The organism is Bacillus sp. NPDC077411 (assembly GCF_044543425.1).
Lineage (GTDB): Bacteria > Bacillota > Bacilli > Bacillales > Bacillaceae_G > Bacillus_A > Bacillus_A bruguierae.
In genome coordinates this window covers 133,763-157,941 of sequence record NZ_JBITWA010000001.1, presented here as the reverse complement: position 1 = coordinate 157,941, position 24,179 = coordinate 133,763, and the positions used below count along the sequence as shown (strand labels likewise).

Sequence of the window (24,179 nt, the reverse complement as noted above, 5' to 3'; positions counted from 1 at the left end):
GGGGTAAGGTGTATGAAAAAAATGTGGAGTATACTTGGAATTCTTCTTGTCATGGGAATCGCTAGTTACGGCTTAAGCAAATTTTTTATACACTATGCGAGTAAGCCAGTTGGTGTAGCATCAATGCCAAAAGTAGAAGATGTGGATGAGACGAAAGAAGTGTTACAATTTATCGGTACAACACATGCAAGTTATAATAACTTTTTAAATTATGGAAAAGCAGAAAAGTATACAGATGGAGATTGGGATCATTTCATGAAATGGTTTCAAGAACAGGAGAATGCTTTAAAAAATTTTGAGAAGAAAGTAAAAAACAATCAAATAAAACGAGATGTGAAACGAAGTTATGAAACTTTAAAAAAGGGAGTAACGAATCGGAATATTGAATATATTGTTTATGCACATCGTGTATACCATGATCTTGATATTATTGTAAATAAATATACAGGTGAAACGAACATTTGGGGCTATACAGAGTTTGGAAATGGAAAAGATGTGAAAATAATCGAACAGGTATTGCAAGCACCGTAAAAAGACATACTTAGTATGTCTTTTTATTATTCTGCTACTTTTGAGCAGTAAGTCACTACCTTAAGATGGAGAGACAAGCACAAAAGAGAGATGAAAGCACTGATTAAAGTTTCACTTTATGACGTTTTTCACAAAAACATCATGTTTATAGTGATTAAAATCACAACCTATATTTGGAGTATTCTATAAAATAGAGGTAGATAAAGAAATAGAGGAGTGAATAGTATGTTAAATCCAAAAACAATTGAAATCGTAAAATCAACTGTACCGTTATTACAAGAGAAAGGTGTAGAGATTACAACACGTTTTTATGAAATTATGTTTTCTGAGCATCCTGAACTATTAAATATTTTTAACCATACAAATCAAAAAAAGGGAAGACAGCAACAAGCCTTAGCAAATGCAGTATATGCAGCTGCTAATTATATTGATAACTTAGCAGTAATTATTCCAGTTGTAAAACAAATTGGACACAAGCATCGCAGCTTAGGTATTAAAGCAGAGCACTATCCGATTGTTGGAACATGCTTATTGCAAGCAATTAAAGAAGTAGCTCATGCGCCGCAAGAAGTATTGGACGCTTGGGGAGAAGCTTATGGTGTAATTGCTGATGCATTTATTAGTATAGAAGCAGAGATGTATGAAGAAGCGGCAGCAAAAGCGGGTGGTTGGAAAGATTTCCGCAACTTTATTGTCGTGAAAAAAGAGAAAGAGAGCGATGTGATTACATCCTTTTATTTAAAACCGGAAGATGGAGGGGCGCTATCCTCATTCTTACCAGGACAATATGTAAGCGTACAGCTAAACATCGAAGGAGAAACATATACACATAACCGTCAGTACAGTTTATCCGATGCCCCTGGAAAAGATTATTATAGAATTAGTGTAAAACGTGAGAAAAGTATGGAAGGTCCAGAGGGAGTGATATCTAATTATTTACATGATCATGTAAAAGAAGGAGATATTTTACCGTTAAGTGCACCGGCAGGAGATTTTGTACTTAATATGGATTCACAATTACCAGTTGTGTTAATTAGCGGTGGGGTAGGAATTACACCGATGATGAGTATGTTAAATACATTAATTAAGCAATCACCAAACCGTAATGTATACTTTATTCACGGTGCGTTAAACAGCGATGTACACGCAATGAAAGATTATGTTGCAAATATAGCGCAAGAGCATGAACAAGTAAAAGCATATACTTGCTACTCTGCACCAACTGAGCAAGATAAGAAAGTAAAAAACTATGATAAAGAAGGATTCGTTGATTTAGCGTGGTTACAAACTATTATTCCTTCTAATGAAGCAGATTTCTATTTCTGCGGACCAGTACCATTTATGAAGCATATTCATGCAGATTTGACAGAATGGGGCGTTTCATCAGAACATATTCACTTTGAATTTTTTGGACCAGCAGCAAGCTTACAGTAATTAGAAAGAACGAGGTGTTAGTTCACCTCGTTTTTTGTTTGTTCCCGAAGGAGACGATTTACGGTTTCACGGCGAATGCCAATTAATTGCCCGATTTCCGTTTGTGTTAAGATTTCATAAATGGGGATATCACCTAAATATGTTGCGAACCATTCTTGTAAACGATAAAGGCGTTCTTTTGGTGATACAGTTGTAAGTTGGTCGATACGATGCTGCATCATGCGTAATTTTGTTTGCAGCTGAAGGGCGATCTCGGCATAAGATTCAGGGGCTGTTTGTAATTGTTCATACCATGTTTTACATGTAATCGGTGTTACTTCTGTTTTAATTAAAGCGATTGCAGTACCATGATATTCTTTTGGTGAGATTAAAGAGTGATGAGGAATTGTTTCACCTGGAACAATAATGTTAAATAAAAAAGGTGTGCCATCTTCTTGGACACGAATGACTTTTAATAGACCGCTTTTTATAAAATATAGAGGGCCTTCCTCTCCTTGGCGAAATAATATTTCTCCTTTATGTAAAATCACTGTAAGCACCTCTTTATATTTTGCTGTTAATTTCATTATAGAGGAATTGTTTATATAAGACTATACTTGATACAGATAGAAGTGACTGTATATATAAATCTATCTTGAAAAAACGATATAAAAACCCCGTTCCTTTTAGGTGGGCGAGAGCAACTAGCCATGTATAGAAGTAGTCAAGGCCTTTTTCTGCTACGTACAAGGATTAAAACAAAAGGAGAAAGCGAGTACAGGTCATGTTTTGTTCTGCACAGCAGGATTTATCCCGCATTAACGGGCAGTAAGACCCTGACCTCAAGATTTGGAGAGAAGCGAAGAAAATAGGTGAGGGACAACTGCCCGTAAAAGCCCGATCGGGCGGGCTAACCATCGCTGGGGGATGGAGAACCCCCCACTGATGGAAGTTTCACTTTATATAGCTTTATCAAATCACTTATAAGTAGTAAGATTTGAATTATAAGGTTAAGAGAGTGTGCCTACTAATGGACATTTCACTTTATATATAGTAGAAAAAACATTCACCTATATAAAGTCCATTAATTGTATTGACGAAGGATACCGTATTACAGTAGTATACTGTTTAGTGTGTATGTGTAAGAACGGTACTAGAAAGGAATATTTTTTAGGGGGCATACCATGTTAGATGAAAAAATGACTGATGTGAGGATTTCAGCTGATGCAGTGATACATGTGGAAGAAATGAAGGGCGGAGTTGTTCTATCAGTCGAAATAGATGGACAAATCGTTTATACGATGGCTTATGATGAAGAAACTGATAGTTATGCAGAATTATACGATCGAAATGATAAACGAGCAAGGCAAGTTCATGAAGATTTTATGGGATGGTCGCTTGTACACTAATGGAATTTTTAACAATCCAATAAATGCTGCTTTTCATTTATGAGAGAAGCATTTATTGGATTGTTTTATATTTACAAGTTAAAAAACGACATAAAGCCTCCTCTCTTTTTAGGTGGGTGATAGCAACTGGCCACGCATAGAAAACGAAAACGGTCAGGGCCTTTTCCTAGCACATGAAAGGATTAAAACAAAAGGAAAAAGCAAGTAGCGGCCATGTTGTATTTTACATAGCCGCTACTTATATGTTGAAAAATTAAATTGAATATATTTATAAATATAAAAACAATGAGATTGTATATATAATGTAATAATTACATAGAATTTGTAACACTTATTTCTATATTGTTAGGGCATTGTAAATGTATATGTTATGTTTTTTCGGTATGATAAAGTAAATAGGGATTTTTCATTAGTTGAATCAATGAAGCTCTTATGGAAGATTCATTTTACCTATATCGGTAGGAGTCTTACTGTACGTTAGAGCGGGATCAAGTAAAAAAGATGCAACAAACATAGGAGTGATTATTTTGGAGAATTTACATATTTCTAACTTTATTTTATTATGTGCCTGCTCAGTATTATGTATTATTTTAGGAGTGTTTTTTTATACATGTATATAAAGAAACGCATTCTAAAAAAAGAATGCGTTATAAAATGGAACTAATAATCAAGCGTGTGCCGAGAATAATTAAGGTAATGCGTAATAAATTGATAATGACATTACCGCTTAATTTTGTATTAATATAAGCTCCCAATTTTCCGCCAATCCATGCCCCGGGGATTAAAACAAGGGCATAGCCCCAACTAACATTCCCAAGGGAGATATGAGTTGCTGAATTTACAATTGCAGATAAAAGAACAATAAACATAGATGTCGCAACAGCGATTTGTGCCGGAAAAGCAAAAAGAAGCATCATTGCTGGAACTAATAAGGCACCTCCACCAATCCCGAATAACCCAGAAATAAAACCTACACCAAATGAAATAATGATAGCAAGAAAAGGTGGAAACTGGTAGGTTATGATTTCTCCTTCTGAATTTGTAAAGGAACGTTTCACAACAGAACTACTTGAAAGAGAGATGGGTTTCAGTTTATGTCGTAGCATTAGTAAAATAGATACGAAAATAAGAAAGACTCCAAAATATAAAGAAAAAGATTCTTGATTTAAAAATTTATTTGCCCATGATCCGATGATTCCTCCAGGGCCACTCCCAATAAATAAAATAAGACCACTTTTGTAATCCACTCGTTTATGCCTCATATAAGTAAGGGTAGAAGCCAAACCTGTAAATACGACAGTAACAATTGAAGTACCGACGGCTAATTGTGGGGAAAGGCTATGTAAGCCAATTAGTAAAGGAACAATAATGATTCCGCCACCAAGACCAACTAGACTTCCAATCGTACCTGCTAATAATCCAACAAGTAGTAGCATAATATATTCCAACTGTAACATCTCCTCTTTTATAGCAAATACATCATTCATTATACAATGTTTTGAATGAGAATGATGTGTGTTCACAAAAAAGTCGTCTTCGTATGTAGAAGACGACTTTTTTTAGAAAATAAGATTTAATACGTAATAGCATAAAGCAGCTAATGAAGCTGAAATAGGAAGTGTGATAACCCATGTAATTAACATGCGTTTTGCTGTTCCCCATTTTACACCTTTTACGCGATGTGAAGCACCTACACCTAAAATAGAAGATGAAATAACGTGGGTTGTACTTACTGGTAAATGAATGAAAGTTGCGCCGAAAATAACAAGTGATGATGATAAATCAGCAGCTACGCCATTTACAGGGCGAATTTTCATAATCTGCCCACCAACGGTCTTAATAATTTTCCACCCACCAACAGAAGTACCTAGCCCCATTGCGGTTGCACACGCGAGTTGGACCCAAAAAGGGATATCTGTTGAAGTGTGATAATTATTTGCAATAAGTGCCATTGTAATAATACCCATCGCTTTTTGAGCATCGTTTGTGCCATGTGTGTAAGCTTGCATTGCAGCTGTGAACACTTGGAATAAACGGAAATTTTTGTTCGTTTTCGTTAGGTTAAAGTTCTTAAAGACGACTTTAAAAATACTATATACGATGTAACCAATGACGAAAGCGATAATCGGTGAAGTAATTAAGGCTTCAATAATTTTAATGAAACCTTTATAGTTTAATGAATGTATACCAGCAGCAGCGATAGCTGCCCCAGCAATAGCACCGATAATTGCATGAGATGAACTACTTGGAATTCCATAGTACCAAGTAATTAAGTTCCATGCGATGGCAGCAAGTAGCGCTGCTAAAATAACGAGACTACCATTTGGTAATGTAAATGGATCAACAATATCCTTTGTAATAGTTTTTGCTACACCCGTAAATGTCATTGCACCTAAAAAGTTCATAATAGATGCCATAAGAATAGCTTGCCTTGGCTTTAAAGCCTTTGTTGAAACAGCTGTTGCGATTGCATTTGCTGTATCATGGAATCCGTTAATAAAGTCGAAAGCTAAAGCACAAATGACAACTAAAACGGTTAAAATCAAGAGTGTATCCATGATCAAACTCCTTATGCGTTCTTCATAATAATTGTTTCTAAAACATTTGCTACGCTTTGACAGCTATCAGCAACTTCTTCTAGTTCTTCGTAAATTTCTTTGTATTGAATAATCTTAATCGGATCTTTTTCACGAGAGAACAAATGTTTAATCGCATGTCTACGAATATCATCACATTTGGATTCGTAATCTTTAATTTTGATTGCATTTGTACGAATATCAAGCAGCTTTTTATTTGACATCAATTCAATAGAAGAAGCAATTTCAATCGCACACTGATTAATTGCATCAACGAATTTAATCATGTACTCGTCTGCTTCTGTAATAGAGTACATCTCAAATAGACCAGCACTATGATCTAACCCGTCCAATACATCATCCATACTCATTGCAAGTTGCAAGATGTCTTCACGTTCAATTGGAGTAATAAACGCTTTGTTTAATTCCATAATGATTTCGTGAATATATGAGTCGCCTTTTGACTCATATTCTTTCATGCGCATGGAGAATTCTTTTAAATCACTTGCATTTTTAATTTTGTACTCCACAAAAAATTGCGCGCCTTCTTTTAAATTTTCGGAAATATTCGTTAACATTTCTGAAAATTTATCTTTTTTCGATTTGAAAACCATATTGTTACCCCCACCAAAAAAATAGTTATGTAAAGCATATTGGCTAGTTCATTCTATCAAAAAGCTGTCGTTTTTTAAAACATTTTATCGAAAAGTTTACAAAAACTTAACATTAGACATATTGAAAAATTAGCAATATTAACAAAAAATAGTGATGCTCTCATGTATAGAATACCCTTTTCTTATAAAAAGTATGACTAATAAAGAGAGCTTACACTTGACGAATTATAGCGGTATCATGGAAAATTTGTAAAGGTATAACGGTACATATATACATTTGAAAGTAAGATAGAGGAAGTGAATGAATGAAGTTCAGCAGCACTCATTTACAAAAGATACGGGAGTGGTTCAAAAAAAGAAAAAAATTGCGAATCGCATTGTTAACGATAGGCTTTTTTTTCTTATTCTTGTTTATCTTTGTGAATATTATGATCACAGTCCAAGATATTTCGGCATTAAAACAAGCAGTACCTCAGCCAACAGTTATTTATGATGCAAACAAGGAAGTAGCGGCAACATTGTCTTCTTCGAAAACGGAGGGAATTAAACGGAAAGACATTCCAAATGTTATGATCGAAGCTGTTGTTGCAGTAGAAGATAAAAAATTTTATGAGCACCGCGGCGTTTATTATAGCGGAATTTTTCATGCGATTGTTAAAAATATAACAGCAGGAGAAGTTGTTGCTGGAGGAAGTACAATTACACAGCAGCTAGCTAAAAACGTATTTTTAACACAGGATCGGACATTTTCCCGAAAATTCAAAGAGTATTTTATTGCAAAGAAAATTGAACGAACATATACAAAAGATGAAATTATAGAAATGTATTTGAATCAAATTTATTTTGGAGAAGGAGCTTGGGGGATTAAAAAGGCGGCAAAAACGTATTTTGACAAAGAAGTAAAGGAATTGACGATTCCCGAAGCTGCTACTTTAGCTGGATTAATTAAAGCACCTTCTACGTACTCACCTTTTAAAGACTTTAATAAGTCGATTGAAAGAAGAAATGTTGTTCTCTCATTAATGAAGGAACAAGGTTATATTACAGAGAAGCAATATCAAAAAGCAAAAGATGAAGGGCTTTCACTCCACAGAGGTATTGAAGATAAATATAAAGGAAAGTACTCTCAATATGTTGATTATATTGTTCGAGAGGCAATGAATAAATATAAATTGACACAAAATGAAATTTTATCAGGCGGTTATCATATTTACACGGAATTAAATCCAAAAATGCAAGAAGCTGCAGAAGATGCTGTGAATAATGATCATTATTTTCCAAAGACTACTTCTGATCAGATTATGCAAACAGGTGTTGTGCTTATGAATCCAAAAACGGGTGGTATTCCGGCCCTTGTAGGCGGGAGAGGACCGTATCAATTTTTACAGTTTAATCATGCGGTGCAATTAAAACGGCAGCCAGGTTCTACATTAAAACCATTAGCGGTGTATACACCGGCATTAGAACAAGGATATGAGGTTTATGATGTATTAAAAGATGAACCGCTTGAAATTAATGATTATAAACCGAAAAATAGTGGGAATGTATATCATGGTAATGTGACGATGTATGAGGCAATTGCTAATTCTTATAATGTACCAGCAGTTTGGCTATTAAAACAAATTGGTTTAGAAAAAGGATTGAAGTCTTTAGAACGTTTTGGTATTCCACTGCAAGAAAATGACCAATCGTATGCGTTAGCACTAGGAGGGATGAGTGAAGGCACATCTCCCCTTGTTATGGCACAAGCGTACGCAACATTTGCAAATGATGGTGTTCAAATGGAAGCACATGCGATTCGGGAAATTCAAGATGGGGAAGGGAATACAGTAGGAAAATGGTATAAAAAAGAAATCCGTGTTACAGATGAAAAAACGGCTCAAAAAATGACATATCTATTAAAAGGAGTTGTAGAGAAAGGAACTGGTAAAAAAGCGAAACTTAATAATGTAGAGACTGCTGGAAAAACAGGTACAACACAACTAGCAGATGAATCAAATAATGGCGCAAAAGATTCATGGTTTGTTGGCTATACACCAGAATTACTTGCATCTATTTGGGTTGGTTACGATAAAACAGATAATGAACATTTTATTCCTGCTGGTAGTCAAATAACGACAACGATGTTTCGTGATATTATGAATAAAGCAATTGGAAAGCCAAATCAAAAAAACTTTGATTTGTCTCTTATACCAGAAGCAGAGTATACAAAACAGCTACAAACAATTGAAGAAGAAATGAAGCGAAAAGAAGAGAAAAAAAGACAAGAAGAAAAACAAGGAAACGAACAAAAAGGGAGCTTGATGGATAAAATAAAAGAATGGTTTTCATCCTTTTAAGAAGTAGATCCCAGATTATAAAATAATCTGGGATCTACATGTATTTTAGACTGTTAGCACGGGAAACGTTATTATTTTAGTAACGACGTTTACCACAACGTTTACATCTTTTTGTTTTACATTTATCTTTATCACGCTTTTGGTTACGTGATTCATTATCATCATTGTTATTAGCGTTGTTTTTATTATTATTTTTGTTCTTGTCATTACTGTCATTACTATTATTATAATTCCAGCACATGCTTTGAACATGGAACATTGGTACATACGTAATTTGACCATCAATATCAAGGAGAATATGACCTCTAGTACGGCCTGCAACAATTCCTTCTACTTTTTTCGGGCCGCGATTTAATTGAATTGTTTCTCCTTTTAAACGGTCAATAACACTTCCAAAATAGTTACCTCCTACAATGATAGGTTCTTCATTTTCTTTATTTTGATTATCATTTTGTTCGTTTTCGTCAGATTCTCCCGATTCTTCTGACTCATCTGAAGATTGTTCGGCAAATCCATTAATATGATGTAATGGATAGTAAACAACACCATCGTCAGACTGTAAGACACAAAAGTCGCTTTGAATTTTTAATAAGGTTCCCTCTCCTTTTTCGGGCCCTCCTAAATTAATACGTACGTTTGTACCGATTAAATCTTTTAAATTTTTCGATATATTTCGAGCAAAATAATACGAATGATTATATGGATACATCATACATAGTTCCTCCTTAATGGAAATTCTTTCTCTTTAAATCATTTGTCGTTATATGATATTCATCTTTACAGGACAAGACCTAGGATACTTGACTAATTTATAAAAAATGTGCATATGCATAAAAACAAGCACTCTTTTAGATTAAGAGTGCTTGTTGAGTTGAATATTTATATTTGTATGCATACTATGCTCGGCTTTGGCTAATGTTGTATAAGAGATGACAATATTTCCTTTAGCAATTGGTTCATAAGCAAGGTCTTCATATTGGCCGTTATTTTTATTATGGACTGTTAGTTCAATAGAGTCGAGGTTTGCATGTGCATATTTTTCCTTTATATGTTTTGCAATTGTTTCTAATTGTTTATAGGAAGTGGCATCAGTAATCACCATCCCCTTTAAAACAACTTTTTCTTTTTGTCCGGTATGCTGTAATGGCACATGGTTTTTGTTTATATATAGAATGTGATAAGGAATGGTATCGTCATTTGAGGCTGCTTTTGGTTTATTGTATTCTCCAATTAAAAAGAGTGCAAAACATAATGTTATACATGACATGAGAATAATCCAAAAGCGGATAGATGATAATACTTTCATTAGCATTCACCCTCGTTTCCTATAAATTCTTTCATTATGAATTATACAAAATGAGCATTAAATTAACGTTAAGCTGTGGTAAAGAAAAGTAAAGATGAACATTTCGTATATATAATTACAAATTTTTTTAAAAAATAATGAAATTTATATATATATATAAATTAAAAAAATACATAAAAACCACTTTCCTTTTAGGTGGGATGGGAGCATCTGGCCGCGCATAGAAGCGGTCAGGGCCTTTTCCTACCATATGCGAGATTTAAAACAAAGGGAACAAGTGAGTACAGGTCATGTTGTACTCTGCATAGCAGCGACTTATATGTCGAAAAATTTATATAGATGAACGAGAGCATCTGGCCGTGCATAGAAGCGGTCAGGGCTTTTTTCTGCCACATGCGAGTATAGGTTACGTTTTATTCCATAGAGCAGTGACTTATATATTGAAAATCAAAATGGATGTATATAGAAAAATATCTTAGATTTGTTATAGTTAAGTAAGAAGCTATAGGATATGAATGATCTTGTAAAGAGTGTAAATGCGTCATGAGTTGTTCATTAATGAAATAACGCTTTCATTTTTTTCGATATATTATAAGATGTTTTTAAGATTTAGAGGTAGATAGGGGATGGTGTTCAGATGATTTCTATTGGGTTAACAGGATGGGGGGATCACGACTCTTTATATAAGGATGCATATGAAATGAAGCATAAACTGCAAACATATAGTGAATATTTTCCAATTGTAGAAGTAGATAGTTCTTTTTATGCTATGCAGCCTGTAAGAAATTATGAGAAATGGGCTTTAGAAACACCATCAAATTTTTCGTTTATTGTGAAGGCTTATCAAGGAATGACAGGCCATATGCGCGGAGAAATTCCTTTTGCAAACATTGACGATATGTTTCACGTATTTAAAGAGTCAATTGCTCCTCTTCAAAAAGCCAATAAGTTAAAAATGGTTTTATTCCAGTATCCACCTTGGTTTGATTGTCAAAAGAAAAATGTGGACTTATTACGTTATACGAAAGAAAAAATGAAAGGTATCCCATGTTCATTAGAATTTCGGAATCAAACTTGGTTTGATCCACAATTTCGTAATCGAACATTACAATTTATGAAACAAGAAGGTTGGATTCATACGATTTGTGATGAACCGCAAGCAGGAATTGGCTCTATTCCAATTGTGCTAGAAGCCACGCATGAACAAATGACCTTAGTTCGATTTCATGGACGCAATGTACATGGCTGGCTGAACACGGGAGAGAATTGGCGGGCAGTTCGCTGTTTATATCGTTATAACAAACAAGAGTTAGAAGAATGGGTAGAAAGAATAGAAGAATTGAAAACAAAAACAAAGGAAGTTTATCTTCTATTTAATAATAACTCTGGCGGAGACGCAGCAGATAATGCGAAACAGCTAATGGAGATGCTTGGCATTACGTATGGGGAACCTAAACCTGAACAACTAAATTTATTTGACTGAAGTGAAAGATCATTCATTGATGAATAATCAAAATAAAAAGAAAAACACTGTACAAACAGGGGGAATGTACGGTGTTTTTCTTTATGAAAAAAGAGGGGTAACAATGTTACTGAGCGTTTGGTTGATTTATCAATTGTTGGCTTCGTAATCAATGATAATGGTTATCATTATCATTGTCAATGGTTTTCTCTAGCTTTTATCTTAAAAATTTAAAGTTTACAAAAAATTAATTTAATAATATAATAATATAGTTTATATGATAATAATTATCAATTTCATTTAAAGGGGCGGGAATAGATGAAAAAGCCATGGAAAGTGATGACGACAGTTGCTGTTGTTTCCTCATTATTACTTTCAGTAGGGTGTTCTAATAAAAAAGAAGAGACGGCAAAAGAAAAAAGTACATATGGTGTACCGGTAACGGATTATACATTTGATACAGCAGCAAACATGTTTGCATATGCAGAATTTGAATTAGCCGGTGAACCGTTAGCAGAAGGTTTAGGTTTAGATTTAGATATTTTAGATGCAAAAAAACGAAATAAACCAACAAAATTTGATTATATGGCTGGTATCGAGTCTTATGAGTACTCAGAAGAAGGCATGTATGAGGTAGTAGAAAAATCAGGACTTGGTTTCCATTTACTTCATGCACCAATTGTACAAAAGATGACAAAAGAAGAAAATAAAGAAGTACCATCTTGGCTAGAAGAGAGATTTTATACATTAGCAGATAGTGTAGGATATCCGCGTAAAGAAATCTTTGCAAATATGTATCCAACATTTATGGAGTATGCTGGTGGTGATCCGCATTATATACAAAAAGTAGATACGTCTGTATATGCAGAAAATGATGATAAGACATATGTACCATCTTTCCAGATGGATTTTAAAACACTACGCTGGGATCGTTCAAAAATGAATAAAACATTAACACCAGCAGCATACGGTTCTGCATTTTTAAAACAAGCATTATGGGCAGGGGATTTTTTAGGTGGTTTTCATACAGTAGATAAGGATGAAGAATTAGAAGCTACATCAAACACGCAAGATCAAGATTCGAATATTCGTCTTGGGAAAAGTAGTGCTGATGGTATGCAAGGTGTGATTTTAACAGAGGAAATTTGGAATAAACTTTCATATATTCGCGATGGGCTCTTTTATGATGCAAATACAAAACAATTAACAAACGGGGCAGGAAGTAAATATAGTCCTGCGAGCGGTCTCGTTTACTTACCTCATGAGATTAAAGTAACGGAAGAGAACAAGAATGGTATTGCTAAAGCTAGTCAATTAGAAGTGAAAGACGCGCGCAGTGTGCTTCGGGATCAATGGATGATGTTGTGGCCAACTGCTGAATTTTTCGGAATGGTAGACCAGCGTCCAGGTAATAAAAATGTAAATCCAGCGTTCCAAGCAGCATTTGATGGGGCACCGTTTGCAAAAGCGGTAACAGAAAATATAGATGGGGACACGGCTAACGATGCAAAGGCAGATGATCCTTATTCATTAAATCGTGATGTCATGTTACAAGTCTTTAAAAATATTGAAGCGATGCACTATAATAAAGAAACAGGAGCGTTTGTTACAGAGCATAGCGGAACAGAACAAGGCAAACGTATTGATACGTTTGATGCAAGTTATATGGTAGAAGCGCTTCGTATATTCCAGCGTGCCATTGATGGTATGCCAGTTGGATATGCGAGCGGAGCAGAGGCACAAGGCTTACAAACAGAAGAAGGTAAACGTGCTCTTCAAATGATGAAGACGCAAGCAGACTTCTTATTAAAAAATATGAAGACAAAAGATGGATTTATGGCAAATAGTTATACAATTGGAAAAGGACAAGATACTGATCCGGTTACATTAGAAGCGCAGCTAGGAGCAATTCGAGGGTTGACTGCAGCCTTTTTAGCAACAAAAGATGAAACGTATCGTGAAGAAGCACGTAAACTTTATGACTTAGTAGATCGTAAAATGTGGAATAAAGAAGCACATGCATATGAAACGAAAAAAGGTGAAATGAAGTATACTCCTTATACCGCTGGAAGTGTATCAGCAGTCTTGCGTGTTGCATTGCAAAATTTAAGTAATACAGATGCAGATAAAACGAAATACGATTCATTAGAACAAAAAATAATTACTTCTCGTTATGTTGATTTTTATGATCAAGTAATCAATGGGCCTTCATTAAAAGAAGGAATGCAAACAAGTGAGTTTTGGGATACTGGCGATGTTTATATAAAAGGGAAGCTTGGAAATACAGATAAGGACAATGTACCGCAAATTCAAGCAGGTCATGGTAAATATGGTATTGCTCCAGTTCTTGTCAATGTTGAAGTGAAAAAGGGAAAATAAATTTATGAGATTAATAAACCGAACAAGTTTATAAACTTGTTCGGTTTTTATGAAAGAGTGTAACAAAATGAAATTTCTATCAGAAGATGATGTGTTTTTTATTGATGGCTAAAAAGGGTGGTTACTTCTCTTCTATCTTCATTGTATAGATGGGAGAGACTGTACGGTAGAGTGAGATAAAGAGAGAAGGGCTAAATGATGAAGCGATTGTTTATGGCGATTACATTACTCCTATGTATCGGGATTTTTGCGAGTTGCGGGATGAAAACATCAGGAAAAGAAGAGAAGCGTAGCGCCGCTATTCATAGTAATAACATTGTAACGAGTGCTAATGGAAAGTGGATTTATACAGCAAATATTGATATTAATACAGTAACAATTATGGATGCAAAAAGTAGAAAAGTAGTATCAGAGATTCCAGTTGGAAAAGAACCGAGACAATTAACAATGAGCCCTGATGAAACGAAATTATATGTTTCTTGTATGTACGATAATAAAGTAGATGTTGTTTCACTTGAAAAGAAGAAAGTCATTGATCGAATTTCGACTGAAATTGAGCCATTTGGTGTTGTTACAAATCCAAATGGAACGAAGTTATATGTATCGAATTTTCGTTCTGGTAATGTATCGGTTATTGATATTGAGAAGAAGAAAACGGTACAAAAGATTAAGATTGGCGATCGCCCACGTACGCTTGCGATGACAAAAGACGGAAAGAAATTGTATGTACCGCACTATTTGGAGGGGAAAATTAGTGTTGTAGATACAGAGAGTAATAAAGTGAAGAAAGTGATTACACTTGCATCTTCACCGGATAAAGAAGACCATAAAAAGAGTCAAGGAATTCCAAATACATTAGAGCAATTTGTTATTGCACCAGATGGGAAAACGGCTTGGGTTCCACATCTGCTTACAAATGTGGATACACCCATTCAGTTTGAAGAAACAGTTTTTCCAGCTGTGTCGATTATTGATTTAGAAAAAGATGAGGAAATTATAAATCAGCGGAAACAATTATTCGAAGCGATGAATGTGAAAAATACAAAAAATGAAACGATGATTGTATCAAATCCATATGACGTAGTTTTTAATGAAAAAGGCACAAAGGCATTTGTAGTTATGTCTGGTAGTGAAGATCTCATGATGTTTGATTTAACACGTGGAGGAAATGCAACGCAAATTGTAAGGCGCATTCCAGGAAGTAATCCACGCGGTATTACGTTGCTTCCAAAAGAAAACACATTAGTAGTTCATAATGCGATGAGTCATGATCTTGCTTTTCTAGAAACAGGGGGAGATGATTCATATGCAAAAGTGAAAGCTGATAAGAAGACAGTTAAATTAATTGAAAAAGATTCCTTATCAAAACTTGTTCGTGAAGGAAAAGAAATTTTCTACAGTGCAAATAGCGATAAATATACAACAGCGATTACAGGAAACAACTGGATGAGCTGTGCAACGTGTCATAGTGATGGAGAAATTAATGGTTTATCATTACTGACACCAAGAGGGAAGCGAAATGTACCAAGCAACGTCTTAACGACAAAAACAGGTTTGTTTATGTGGGACGGCGCACGTGATGAGTTTACAGATTATATTCATACCGTACAAGGTGAAATGGGCGGTATGATGGAAATTGATCCAGGAAAAGAACTTCCAAAAGATGTTCAGCACATGTATGATGCGTTGCAAGCCTTTTTGGATGATCCGAATTCGTTTCCTGTCCCAAAAAGTCCATATCGTCAAGGAAATGGAGAATTAACACCTACTGCGAAGGATGGAGAGCAGTTGTTTAAAGGTAAGGCAAATTGTTTAACATGTCATGGCGGGGATAATTTCACAAATAGCACAAAAGCTGTTGATGAAAATGGTACATTAACGACGAACAATACAAACTTCCTTTATAACATTGGAACTGCTAATGAAACAGATACAAATTATGATGGTGATGCGCGTGGGGGATTCCAAAATAAAAGACCAAAAGGATATTTTGATCCTCCAACACTTCGCGGTGCATGGGCGACAGCCCCATACTTACATGATGGTAGTGCGAAAAACGTTGAAGAAGCAGTAGAAAAGCATCAATATGAAGAAAAGCCGCAGCTATCAAAACAGGAAGTTCATGCAATCGCAGAATATGTAAAATCAATTCAATAGGAAGAAGCCGTGGTTATCTTGCCTTAAAAGACAAAAACTCTTATCTTAAAGATAAGGGTTTTTTGTCTTTTAGAAACTTATCACTGTTCTTTTTGTTGTACGTATTGCTGTAAATCAAATGGTGTAACTTCTTGAATAAATTCTCTTGAAATAAGAGATTGAATAAGTGTACTTTCGGTAACGACAGCACCTGTTTTCTTTTTGTGAGCTTGTTGTAATAAACTTAGTTTTTCCAATGTTTCTTTCGGTAATTCAATTGTTAATGTGTTCATATTTCTCCCCCCTACTATTAGAGTATCACTAGAAGAGGAGAGAAACAAGAAAAGAGAAAGATATATAAGGTGTTACAGAAAATATATAAATACATTTTAATTTTCGAATATATAAGTCACTGCTGTGCAGGAGAAACTTCCATCTATATTCTTCGCTTTTCTTTGAATCTTGAGGTGGGAGTCCTACTGTCCGTGGATGTGGGATAAAACATAATCTGCACTCGCTTTTTCATTTTGTTTTAAACTTTGCATGTGATAGGAAAGGGCCTGACCACTTCCATGCATGATCAGCTGTTCTTGCTCACCAAAAAGAAATGGTTGTTTTAATCTATATGTATATAAAAAGAAGGTAACTATTTTCAAAATAGCTACCTTCTTTTACGATCTTTACAGTAAGTATAGTTAAGCGATACCGATGTATTTTAAAGTTTTGGATGGGGTACTATGATCAAAAAAGTGTTGTAAAAATGCAATATCTACGCCAGATTTATAAGCACAATATCCCCACGTTTTGCGAAGTGTATGTGAGCTAATCCCTTCTAAACCAACTTCTTTTGCCGCTTTGTTTAAAATGTACCAAGCATGTTGTCTCGTAATAGATTTTGTTCCTTTTTGAGATTTTAATAATGGTTCATTTCGCTTCCATACTTTTCGTTCTTTCATATATTGTTCAATTGTATGTTGCAATTCTTCATTTACAGCGAACCATTTATGCTTTTTCATTTTGTCATTGTAGAACAAAATAGAATGACGAACATGCTCATTTTCATCGATAACATCGCCAACTTTTAACTGTAATATTTCACTTACTTTTAATCCAGAATTCACAGCTAATACGAATAATAAAGCATCACGCTTTGATGATTGTATTAGTATATCTTTGATTTTTTCTAATTGTTTTTCGTTTTGAATTGGTTGTCCTACTTGTTTCATTTCACGCACTCTCCTCTTTTATATGTGTAAAGGAAAGGATTAACTAGTTATTACTGTAAAGGAAGTGTGTGAATTTCATGTGAACTTTTCGTGAAATTAGGACAATTTATTTGATTACTTTCACTTTTGGCAAATGAAAGTAAAAGACAACGCCATTTTCTTTATTATAAACACCATAATTAGCATGATGCAATTCTAAGATATTTTTTACGATAGATAGTCCAAGACCAGTTCCGCCTGTATGACGGCTACGTGATGCATCTATTCGATAGAAGCGATCCCATATTTTATCTAAACTTTCTTCGGGAATCGGTGTACCGTTATTTTCAATTTCAACTTTTATGGTTTCTTCATACTCACTGACAGATACTTTTACTTGTTCTCCAACTGGTGTATAACGAATCGCATTGCTTAATAAATTGACGACAACTTGTTCAATACGATTTCGGTTTGCTTGTACATAAATAGTGGAATCAAATACAAGTTCTACCTGTAAGTTTTTTTCTTCGATGCTAAATAATAGCTTAGTATATACTTGTTGAATCAACTCTCCTACCGAAAAATTTTCCAATTCTAATTTATATGTGCCAGACTCAAGTTTTGCAAGTTCTAGCATTTCGACAATAAGGCGGTTCATGTTATCAGTTTCTTCTAAAATAACGTCAGTATAATACGTAGTGTCGTTACTTACGCCATCTTTAATGCCTTCAGCGAAACTGCGGATTACACTTAATGGTGTTTTTAATTCATGTGATACGCCAGAGATAAATTCTTTTCTTGTTTTTTCTAGTTGTCGTTCTTTTTCAATATCTTGTTGTAGCTTTGTATTTGCTACATGTAATTTATCAATTCGGTCCTTTAAATTTACAGAAAGAGAGTTAATGCTACTTGATAGACTTCCTATTTCATCCTCTGTTGATATAGGGAGTTTTTCAGAGAAATCAAAGTTTGCCATTTTTTTTGTAACACGATTCATTTTAATAAGCGGGTTTGCAATGATTTTTGAGTAATAGAACGATAATAAAATAATGACAATAAAGACGATAATTAACGCATAAACATAATAATCTTTCAAAACAAGCATAGCCTCATTAACAGGCTGCAATGATGTCATTGCAAATGCAAATTCTTTTATTTCCCCATTTGTGATAACGGGTTTAACAAAAATCTGACTTTTAATTTCGTTTTCTCCGCCGAGTGTATATGTTGTCATTTCACTCGCATTCGTTTTCCCTAATGCGACAGAAAGTTCCCAATGCTGGATGCCTTGCATTAATGTATCTTTATTTGCAAGACGAATATCGTTTGGAGAAGGAATATGCAATTTTGATATAGTACCATCAAATTTGTTAACGCTATTACTAAAATCTTTTGTATATAAGTTTCTTTTGACGTCTGTAAGCTGAATGCCAAATAGCTTCAAATCTGAAATGATATTATCATTTTGCCATGTTTTATTATCAGCAGTAGTAATTGCAACAGGAATAATCATATTGTTTTTTAAAATACCTTGTACACTGATTGGGTCAGATATTTTTAATCCTAAATTGATAAACGAAGAATATTCAGGAATTGTGAAAGTATTATTCAATGGAATAAAAAGTGTATTATTAAATTTATCAACAATTTCAATGTGATAATTTTTATCATCTTTAATAATACCATTGCGGTCTAACAGGACGAGTTCAGCGTTTGTTTTTTCATAAAACTCTTGTTTAAACTTTGAAAGCTCTTCGAAGGTTCCATTGCTTTTTTCATATTTGTTTACAAATTTTTCGAAATTAGTCTGGACCGTATGAACTTTCTTATTAATATAAAATTTCTCTAAAAACAGTGATTGTCCAACGAAAAAGAGTAAAAATGTAGCAGTAAATAACGCTGATGTTAATAAGAAAAGCTTAAACACAATACTTCGTTTTTTCACTTTTTCACCTCATAAGCTGTAAATTCCATAATCGTCATTTTATTATAGCAAACGAATAAATATAGTAGGAGAGAAAATCTGTCGCATGCTGAGATAGTTTATTTCAAAAGGTCATATATAGTAGAGGGATAAAAAAAGAACTTGCCAGACGTATGACAAGTTCTTATCGGATTTATGATTGAATTGCTGCATCTAATGCAATTTCAATCATTTCGTTAAATGTTGTTTGACGTTCTTCAGCAGTTGTTTCTTCACCAGTAAAGATATGGTCACTTACTGTTAAGACAGATAATGCATTTACACCGTATTTTGCAGCTAATGTATATAGTGCAGTTGTTTCCATTTCAACAGCTAATACACCGTAGTCGCCAAGTTTTTTAACCATATCCATGCTTTCACGGTAAAATACATCGGCTGTTAGTACATTACCAACGCGGACGTGTAACCCTTTTTCTATACCAGCATCGTATGCTTTCTTTAATAAATCAAAGTTTGCACATGGTGCAAAATCAAATCCAGGGAATGTTAAACGATTTATGTTAGAGTCGGTACAAGTAGTCATTGCAATAATAACATCACGTACCTTTACGTCTTTTTGAATTGCACCGCATGTTCCAACACGAATTAAATTTTTTACACCGTAACTTTGAATTAGCTCGTTTACATAAATAGAAATAGAAGGAACTCCCATACCTGTACCTTGAACAGAGACGCGTTTTCCTTTATATGTCCCTGTAAATCCTAGCATGCCACGTACATTGTTGTAGCATGTTACATCTTCTAAAAAATTTTCTGCAATATACTTTGCACGTAAAGGATCTCCAGGTAATAAAATAGATTCTGCGATTTCGCCTTCTTTTGCTCCGATATGAACGCTCATATAAAATCCTCCTTGTTATGTAACAATCGATATTACTAAATATCTATCTCACTTTGTAGTATACACGAAGTAGAGCGTTTACAATAGTATATTTCTATTTATCTAACTATTTGGTCAATAAGATGCCACCTCAAGATTCAGGGAGAAGCAACACTTCTGATGGAAGTTTCACTGTATTACCCTTTCATGGGATAGGAAAAAGTCCAGACTGCTTGCCAGGCCAGATGCTCTTGTCCATTTAAAAAGAAAGTGGTTTATATGTCATTTTTTCAATTTGTATTTATATATTTTCTTGCAAATATAGTAAAACTTCTATTCATAGAGAGTGTTTATTATCTGCTTCAGACAGAATGAATTGTGCTCTAATAGATGTTTTTTTACGCAAAAATAATCTGAATTGTGTTACAATTTATTAAAAAATAGATGGGTGATTTCATGAAAAATGTTATTATAGGAGTTATTGCTTTGCTTCTTATTGTTCTTGGTGGATTTTATATGAAAAAATATAAAAATAGTGAAGAAACAACAGGACAGATACAACAAGTAAAGTGGCAACTGCATGATATGGATGTAAATGAAATCGTGAATATTACATTTGAATTACAAAATAAAAAAGGAACTGAAATTCGCGGTGTAAACGATCATATTCGAATGTTTATTGTGGACAAGCGGTTAACACAATCATATCAGATGAGTCCAACTTTTGTGGGGAATGGTTCTTACAAAGCTACTCATCAGTTTAAAAAAGAAGGAGAATATACAATTTTTCTATATGAAGAAACAGGAGATACAACAAAACAGTTCGCTGAAAAAAACATAACAGTAGGAAATAAAGTGGTAGAAAAAAAACAAAATCCAATTACTGCGGATACGGTATTAACGAAAAATATTGGTCCTTACAGAACATCGCTTTTATTTCGTACGTTATATCCGCATGAAGAAGAAACATTAACATTTCAATTTCAAATAGGGAAAGGGCAAAAGCTAAAGTTTCGCTCCAATACGGGAGAACGTGCTGAATTGCGTATAGTGGATGAAGGGCGACAGCATTTTCTATATGTTGTTCCTAATAATGATGAGGAACAATTACAATTTCGCGTTATGTTTCCGAGTGAAGGGATTTATAAAATATGGGGTACTTTTTATATAAACGGAAAGAAATATGAAGAACAGTTTACATTACAAGTTCAGAAACGAAAAGACAGCTAAGTTTTAGCTGTCTTTTCGTTTTCCGATTAATTTTGTTACAGCGAGCATCGTAATAGGTAAGGAATGATTTTTACGAAATGCTAAATACTTCCCGCTCCATGTTGGTTTATATTTTTCTTTGAAATGTCGCAGGCCGCTAAAGCTATATGTATAACGAACGTTATTAAAAATGGCTGCTGCAACGCGCTCTGACCAAAAGGATTGCGCTGATAATCCAACATTAGAAAGTGGAGCCATTCCAATATTAAAGCAGTAATAGCCATTTTCTTTTGTCCATTGGAATAAATGAATGAACATAGCATCCATAATTCCGCCTGGTGCATTAGGATAATAACGCATCAAATCAACAGATAATTCACCATCTTGGTATACAGGCATAAATGTTGTAAAGGCAATAATTTTACCATCAGCATCAGAAAGTGTTGCAATGGGCGCACGGTTTATATAATCACGATCAAAATAACCAAGAGAGAAGCTTTTCTCTTTTTTCCCCCCAAGCCATGCATCTGATACTTTTTTTAGTTCATCATACAATTCATCTGTAAATGGCGGCTCGTGAATCGCAAAAGTGTAACCTTCTCGCTCGAAGCGGTTGAAAGTGGCACGCAATCCAGCTCGTTTTTTTCCTGAAATTGTGAAATCATTCAAATCGACAACTGCTTCTTCACCAAGCTTGAAGAAGTTATAACCAAAATCATGATATAAACTCATCCATTTACTTTCAACTTGATAAAATACACAAATATAGCCGAAACGATCCGCCTCTGTTAGAAATTCTTCTAAAACTTTACGAAAAGAAGAAGGTTGTCCGATTGGATCACCGAGTACAATAAGACGTTTACCTGCAGACGCAAACTGAATCATTGCTTTTCCGTCGCTACTGAAAAAGAATTGCTTATCCCCTAAAAAACCAAGGTGACTTAACACGTTTCCACCGTATTCATCTAAAAAGTGCTGTAGTCGTGTCATATTGGCTGGTTGCCCGGGAAATTTATTTCGATAACGATTGGCGATAATAGAACCAATTAGTAGAAAGCTTGGTACAAAAAAAGCTGCTGCAATTGCACTGCGTTGTACTTGTTTAATATTACGAACAACAAAATCAGGTTTAAATACTTCTTTGGCTTCCGCAAATTGTACCCCAAGTTTTTTGTAAAGATACAATGTAATAAGTAAAAAGAGACAAACTTTTACTACATCTGAGAATGAAACCGCGATTTGTTCTCGAACAAATCGTTTGCGAATCATATATAGTACAGTAAGTACAATGAGTAAGATAAAGGTTTCTTCTAAATCAATTCCTTTTAGTGTATTGAAAATCGCTGCTCCGATTAGAGATACAATCGTCATATAATAGGAGCGTTTCGTGCCGTGATAAATGCCGCGTGATAAAATAACAAGTAAAATACCAAATGTTAGCGATAGACTAAAGGAAATTTGTACAAGGTGTTTAGGAACTAAAATATGCAGTGCATGAGCGCGTCCAATACTTGTTGGGAAAATGGTGGAAAAAATCACCATGAGTCCTGAGAAAATTGTTAATGCAGCAGATGCCCAGGAACCTAGTTTTCCTAGAAAATCACGTTGTAATGTCCAAATGACTCCGGTTGTTTCAAGGGCAGGTGCAATGAACGGTTTATCTTCAAATTTTTTTAAAGCAGCTCCTGTCATTTCAAATGCTGCAAAAATTAAACCGAGCCCAAAGGGTAAAATATAATATACAAGGCGGTATAATAACATAGCAGGGAGCAATACACCTGTATCTACTCCATATTGTCCAATCCCTGTTAAGAAAACAAGATCGAAGGAACCAAGGCCTCCTGGTACAAGACTCACAACGCCAGCCAAAGCTGCAATGACGTATACACCAAGAAACTTAGGGAAGTCTATCTCAATTCCAAATAGAAGTAAGATGACATACATGACTATGCCTGCTGATACCCACTCTACCAATGAAACAAGTGAGTAGAGGACAGTTGGATTTTTTTCTACTTGCTCTTCTTCTTTTCTTTGTTTGCGATTTTTTATTTTGGAAATACCTATGTATAATGGAACAAAAAGAGCAAAAAAGATGAAAACAGGCCATAGCCAAGGTTTTTCATGTAAAATAAATCTTGTATCTAGTACACCAATAAGGCCGAGAAAAGATAATAATGCTAGTCCGTTAATAAAAGCCGTTGTCATCCAGGCGATACTTCGAATAAGTTTACCATTTTCTTGTACATAAGGACGATATAACATTGTACGTATACCTGCCCCAACAAGACCACCAAATCCTATAAATCCATTGAATGTATTAGCAGTCCAAGAAATGCGGAAAATCTTTTTAACTGGAATATCTGCTTGCAAATGCCGCAGCATAACAAAATCATAAAAGAACATTGTAGCAACAGCAAATGCGCCGAGTATAACAGCTAAGAAAAATCCACCGGGTGGAATGTGTTTAATCGTTTCAACTGCTTCTCGAAATGAAATACCAGATAGTTCTTTGCGTGCTTGAAAAAACACAATTGTTAATACAGCAAAGGGAAAAATAAATTTTCCGATTTGTAATATACGTTTCCATGAAAACGACATAAAGACAACTCTCCTTGTATAAGAAAACTGAGGCAATATTTTTATTATGACAAACTTCAATAAAAATAAAAAGAAAAATTCTTTGAAAATTTAGTTGTAATCTTTATATGTGTAAACATTCTCCACTCATAAATTGCTAAATTCGATGCAATGGAGAGCAAATGAGGTTTACAGGCTACAATGGCTATAAACAAAAAA

At 34.5% G+C, this 24,179-nt stretch carries 21 protein-coding genes; 9 read left to right on the top strand and 12 right to left on the bottom strand.

Translation table 11 applies throughout. From position 1 onward, the window contains the following. Nucleotides 1-12: 12 nt before the first annotated feature. Both ACIGHG_RS00765 and hmpA read left to right on the top strand, forming a co-directional pair. Entirely contained in the window at nucleotides 13-531 is a 519-nt protein-coding gene (locus ACIGHG_RS00765) for a hypothetical protein (protein ID WP_336471588.1), read from the top strand. Nucleotides 532-756: 225 nt separating this feature from the next. Continuing rightward, nucleotides 757-1,965, top strand: coding sequence for an NO-inducible flavohemoprotein (gene hmpA / locus ACIGHG_RS00760; RefSeq protein ID WP_336471589.1), 1,209 nt, complete (start codon nucleotides 757-759; stop codon nucleotides 1,963-1,965). A gap of 17 nt (nucleotides 1,966-1,982) precedes the next feature. Here the strand turns inward: hmpA and ACIGHG_RS00755 are convergent, their stop codons facing one another. Then, the gene (locus ACIGHG_RS00755; RefSeq protein WP_090915466.1) at nucleotides 1,983-2,495 is read right to left on the bottom strand and encodes a Crp/Fnr family transcriptional regulator; all 513 of its coding nucleotides are present in this window, start codon (nucleotides 2,493-2,495) and stop codon (nucleotides 1,983-1,985) included. 633 nt (nucleotides 2,496-3,128) lie between these two features. Between ACIGHG_RS00755 and ACIGHG_RS00750 the strand changes: the two genes are divergently transcribed. Next, on the top strand, nucleotides 3,129-3,353 hold the full coding sequence (locus ACIGHG_RS00750) for a hypothetical protein (RefSeq protein WP_090915468.1): 225 nt from the start codon (nucleotides 3,129-3,131) through the stop codon (nucleotides 3,351-3,353). Between the two features lie 647 nt (nucleotides 3,354-4,000). On the opposite strand, the gene ACIGHG_RS00745 is transcribed toward ACIGHG_RS00750, so the two are convergent. The 3 genes from ACIGHG_RS00745 to ACIGHG_RS00735 all read right to left on the bottom strand — a co-directional run bounded on the left by ACIGHG_RS00745 (nucleotide 4,001) and on the right by ACIGHG_RS00735 (nucleotide 6,543). Beyond that, nucleotides 4,001-4,801, bottom strand: a complete 801-nt coding sequence (locus tag ACIGHG_RS00745; RefSeq protein ID WP_336471590.1) for a sulfite exporter TauE/SafE family protein — start codon at nucleotides 4,799-4,801, stop codon at nucleotides 4,001-4,003. Between the two features lie 111 nt (nucleotides 4,802-4,912). After that, nucleotides 4,913-5,911: an inorganic phosphate transporter gene (locus tag ACIGHG_RS00740; protein ID WP_090915470.1), complete on the bottom strand. Its 999-nt coding sequence runs from the start codon at nucleotides 5,909-5,911 to the stop codon at nucleotides 4,913-4,915. An 11-nt stretch (nucleotides 5,912-5,922) separates the two neighbouring features. After that, nucleotides 5,923-6,543, bottom strand: coding sequence for a DUF47 domain-containing protein (locus ACIGHG_RS00735; RefSeq protein WP_098915380.1), 621 nt, complete (start codon nucleotides 6,541-6,543; stop codon nucleotides 5,923-5,925). A 305-nt stretch (nucleotides 6,544-6,848) separates the two neighbouring features. Between ACIGHG_RS00735 and ACIGHG_RS00730 the strand changes: the two genes are divergently transcribed. Next, nucleotides 6,849-8,882, top strand: a complete 2,034-nt coding sequence (locus ACIGHG_RS00730; protein WP_396546688.1) for a transglycosylase domain-containing protein — start codon at nucleotides 6,849-6,851, stop codon at nucleotides 8,880-8,882. 76 nt (nucleotides 8,883-8,958) lie between these two features. Here the strand turns inward: ACIGHG_RS00730 and ACIGHG_RS00725 are convergent, their stop codons facing one another. Both ACIGHG_RS00725 and ACIGHG_RS00720 read right to left on the bottom strand, forming a co-directional pair. Then, a complete protein-coding gene (locus tag ACIGHG_RS00725; RefSeq protein WP_396546687.1) occupies nucleotides 8,959-9,594 on the bottom strand; it encodes a hypothetical protein in 636 nt (211 codons plus the stop codon). 141 nt (nucleotides 9,595-9,735) lie between these two features. Next, nucleotides 9,736-10,188, bottom strand: coding sequence for a hypothetical protein (locus ACIGHG_RS00720; protein ID WP_396546685.1), 453 nt, complete (start codon nucleotides 10,186-10,188; stop codon nucleotides 9,736-9,738). Nucleotides 10,189-10,825: 637 nt separating this feature from the next. Here ACIGHG_RS00720 and ACIGHG_RS00715 point away from each other — a divergent pair. From ACIGHG_RS00715 to ACIGHG_RS00700, 4 genes are all read left to right on the top strand, one after another. Beyond that, nucleotides 10,826-11,671 carry a DUF72 domain-containing protein gene (locus tag ACIGHG_RS00715; protein WP_396546683.1) on the top strand — a complete coding sequence of 282 codons (846 nt, stop codon included), beginning with the start codon at nucleotides 10,826-10,828 and terminating at the stop codon, nucleotides 11,669-11,671. Between the two features lie 19 nt (nucleotides 11,672-11,690). Further along, nucleotides 11,691-11,819: a hypothetical protein gene (locus tag ACIGHG_RS00710; protein ID WP_396547209.1), complete on the top strand. Its 129-nt coding sequence runs from the start codon at nucleotides 11,691-11,693 to the stop codon at nucleotides 11,817-11,819. A 149-nt stretch (nucleotides 11,820-11,968) separates the two neighbouring features. Next, nucleotides 11,969-14,029 carry a hypothetical protein gene (locus ACIGHG_RS00705; protein WP_396546681.1) on the top strand — a complete coding sequence of 687 codons (2,061 nt, stop codon included), beginning with the start codon at nucleotides 11,969-11,971 and terminating at the stop codon, nucleotides 14,027-14,029. A 198-nt stretch (nucleotides 14,030-14,227) separates the two neighbouring features. Beyond that, complete coding sequence (locus ACIGHG_RS00700) at nucleotides 14,228-16,186, top strand: beta-propeller fold lactonase family protein (RefSeq protein WP_461781907.1); 1,959 nt, start codon at nucleotides 14,228-14,230, stop codon at nucleotides 16,184-16,186. An 80-nt stretch (nucleotides 16,187-16,266) separates the two neighbouring features. Here the strand turns inward: ACIGHG_RS00700 and ACIGHG_RS00695 are convergent, their stop codons facing one another. From ACIGHG_RS00695 to deoD, 5 genes are all read right to left on the bottom strand, one after another. Beyond that, nucleotides 16,267-16,458 (bottom strand): DUF3924 family protein, encoded by a 192-nt coding sequence (locus ACIGHG_RS00695; protein WP_090915487.1) that lies wholly within the window; start codon nucleotides 16,456-16,458, stop codon nucleotides 16,267-16,269. A 183-nt stretch (nucleotides 16,459-16,641) separates the two neighbouring features. Continuing rightward, on the bottom strand, nucleotides 16,642-16,821 hold the full coding sequence (locus tag ACIGHG_RS00690) for a hypothetical protein (RefSeq protein WP_336471596.1): 180 nt from the start codon (nucleotides 16,819-16,821) through the stop codon (nucleotides 16,642-16,644). 39 nt (nucleotides 16,822-16,860) lie between these two features. Further along, the gene (locus tag ACIGHG_RS00685; protein WP_090915491.1) at nucleotides 16,861-17,391 is read right to left on the bottom strand and encodes a tyrosine-type recombinase/integrase; all 531 of its coding nucleotides are present in this window, start codon (nucleotides 17,389-17,391) and stop codon (nucleotides 16,861-16,863) included. Between the two features lie 106 nt (nucleotides 17,392-17,497). Next, the gene (locus tag ACIGHG_RS00680; protein ID WP_396546678.1) at nucleotides 17,498-19,315 is read right to left on the bottom strand and encodes a sensor histidine kinase; all 1,818 of its coding nucleotides are present in this window, start codon (nucleotides 19,313-19,315) and stop codon (nucleotides 17,498-17,500) included. Between the two features lie 172 nt (nucleotides 19,316-19,487). Beyond that, nucleotides 19,488-20,195 (bottom strand): purine-nucleoside phosphorylase, encoded by a 708-nt coding sequence (gene deoD, locus ACIGHG_RS00675; RefSeq protein ID WP_336471598.1) that lies wholly within the window; start codon nucleotides 20,193-20,195, stop codon nucleotides 19,488-19,490. A 435-nt stretch (nucleotides 20,196-20,630) separates the two neighbouring features. Between deoD and ACIGHG_RS00670 the strand changes: the two genes are divergently transcribed. Further along, nucleotides 20,631-21,404 carry a hypothetical protein gene (locus ACIGHG_RS00670; protein WP_090915497.1) on the top strand — a complete coding sequence of 258 codons (774 nt, stop codon included), beginning with the start codon at nucleotides 20,631-20,633 and terminating at the stop codon, nucleotides 21,402-21,404. Nucleotides 21,405-21,407: 3 nt separating this feature from the next. On the opposite strand, the gene mprF is transcribed toward ACIGHG_RS00670, so the two are convergent. After that, a complete protein-coding gene (gene mprF, locus ACIGHG_RS00665; RefSeq protein ID WP_336471599.1) occupies nucleotides 21,408-23,981 on the bottom strand; it encodes a bifunctional lysylphosphatidylglycerol flippase/synthetase MprF in 2,574 nt (857 codons plus the stop codon). Nucleotides 23,982-24,179: the final 198 nt, after the last annotated feature.

Excerpts from the sequence above, each read along its gene's own strand:
- ACIGHG_RS00710 (WP_396547209.1), top strand. The coding sequence starts at position 11,691 with ATGAATAATCAAAATAAAAAGAAAAACACTGTACAAACAGGGGGAATG.
- deoD (WP_336471598.1), bottom strand. The coding sequence starts at position 20,195 with ATGAGCGTTCATATCGGAGCAAAAGAAGGCGAAATCGCAGAATCTATT.
- ACIGHG_RS00740 (WP_090915470.1), bottom strand. The coding sequence starts at position 5,911 with ATGGATACACTCTTGATTTTAACCGTTTTAGTTGTCATTTGTGCTTTA.
- ACIGHG_RS00720 (WP_396546685.1), bottom strand. The coding sequence starts at position 10,188 with ATGAAAGTATTATCATCTATCCGCTTTTGGATTATTCTCATGTCATGT.
- ACIGHG_RS00715 (WP_396546683.1), top strand. The coding sequence starts at position 10,826 with ATGATTTCTATTGGGTTAACAGGATGGGGGGATCACGACTCTTTATAT.
- ACIGHG_RS00765 (WP_336471588.1), top strand. The coding sequence starts at position 13 with ATGAAAAAAATGTGGAGTATACTTGGAATTCTTCTTGTCATGGGAATC.
- hmpA (WP_336471589.1), top strand. The coding sequence starts at position 757 with ATGTTAAATCCAAAAACAATTGAAATCGTAAAATCAACTGTACCGTTA.
- ACIGHG_RS00695 (WP_090915487.1), bottom strand. The coding sequence starts at position 16,458 with ATGAACACATTAACAATTGAATTACCGAAAGAAACATTGGAAAAACTA.
- ACIGHG_RS00750 (WP_090915468.1), top strand. The coding sequence starts at position 3,129 with ATGTTAGATGAAAAAATGACTGATGTGAGGATTTCAGCTGATGCAGTG.
- ACIGHG_RS00730 (WP_396546688.1), top strand. The coding sequence starts at position 6,849 with ATGAAGTTCAGCAGCACTCATTTACAAAAGATACGGGAGTGGTTCAAA.
- ACIGHG_RS00685 (WP_090915491.1), bottom strand. The coding sequence starts at position 17,391 with ATGAAACAAGTAGGACAACCAATTCAAAACGAAAAACAATTAGAAAAA.
- ACIGHG_RS00670 (WP_090915497.1), top strand. The coding sequence starts at position 20,631 with ATGAAAAATGTTATTATAGGAGTTATTGCTTTGCTTCTTATTGTTCTT.
- ACIGHG_RS00725 (WP_396546687.1), bottom strand. The coding sequence starts at position 9,594 with ATGATGTATCCATATAATCATTCGTATTATTTTGCTCGAAATATATCG.
- ACIGHG_RS00700 (WP_461781907.1), top strand. The coding sequence starts at position 14,228 with ATGAAGCGATTGTTTATGGCGATTACATTACTCCTATGTATCGGGATT.
- mprF (WP_336471599.1), bottom strand. The coding sequence starts at position 23,981 with ATGTCGTTTTCATGGAAACGTATATTACAAATCGGAAAATTTATTTTT.
- ACIGHG_RS00735 (WP_098915380.1), bottom strand. The coding sequence starts at position 6,543 with ATGGTTTTCAAATCGAAAAAAGATAAATTTTCAGAAATGTTAACGAAT.
- ACIGHG_RS00705 (WP_396546681.1), top strand. The coding sequence starts at position 11,969 with ATGAAAAAGCCATGGAAAGTGATGACGACAGTTGCTGTTGTTTCCTCA.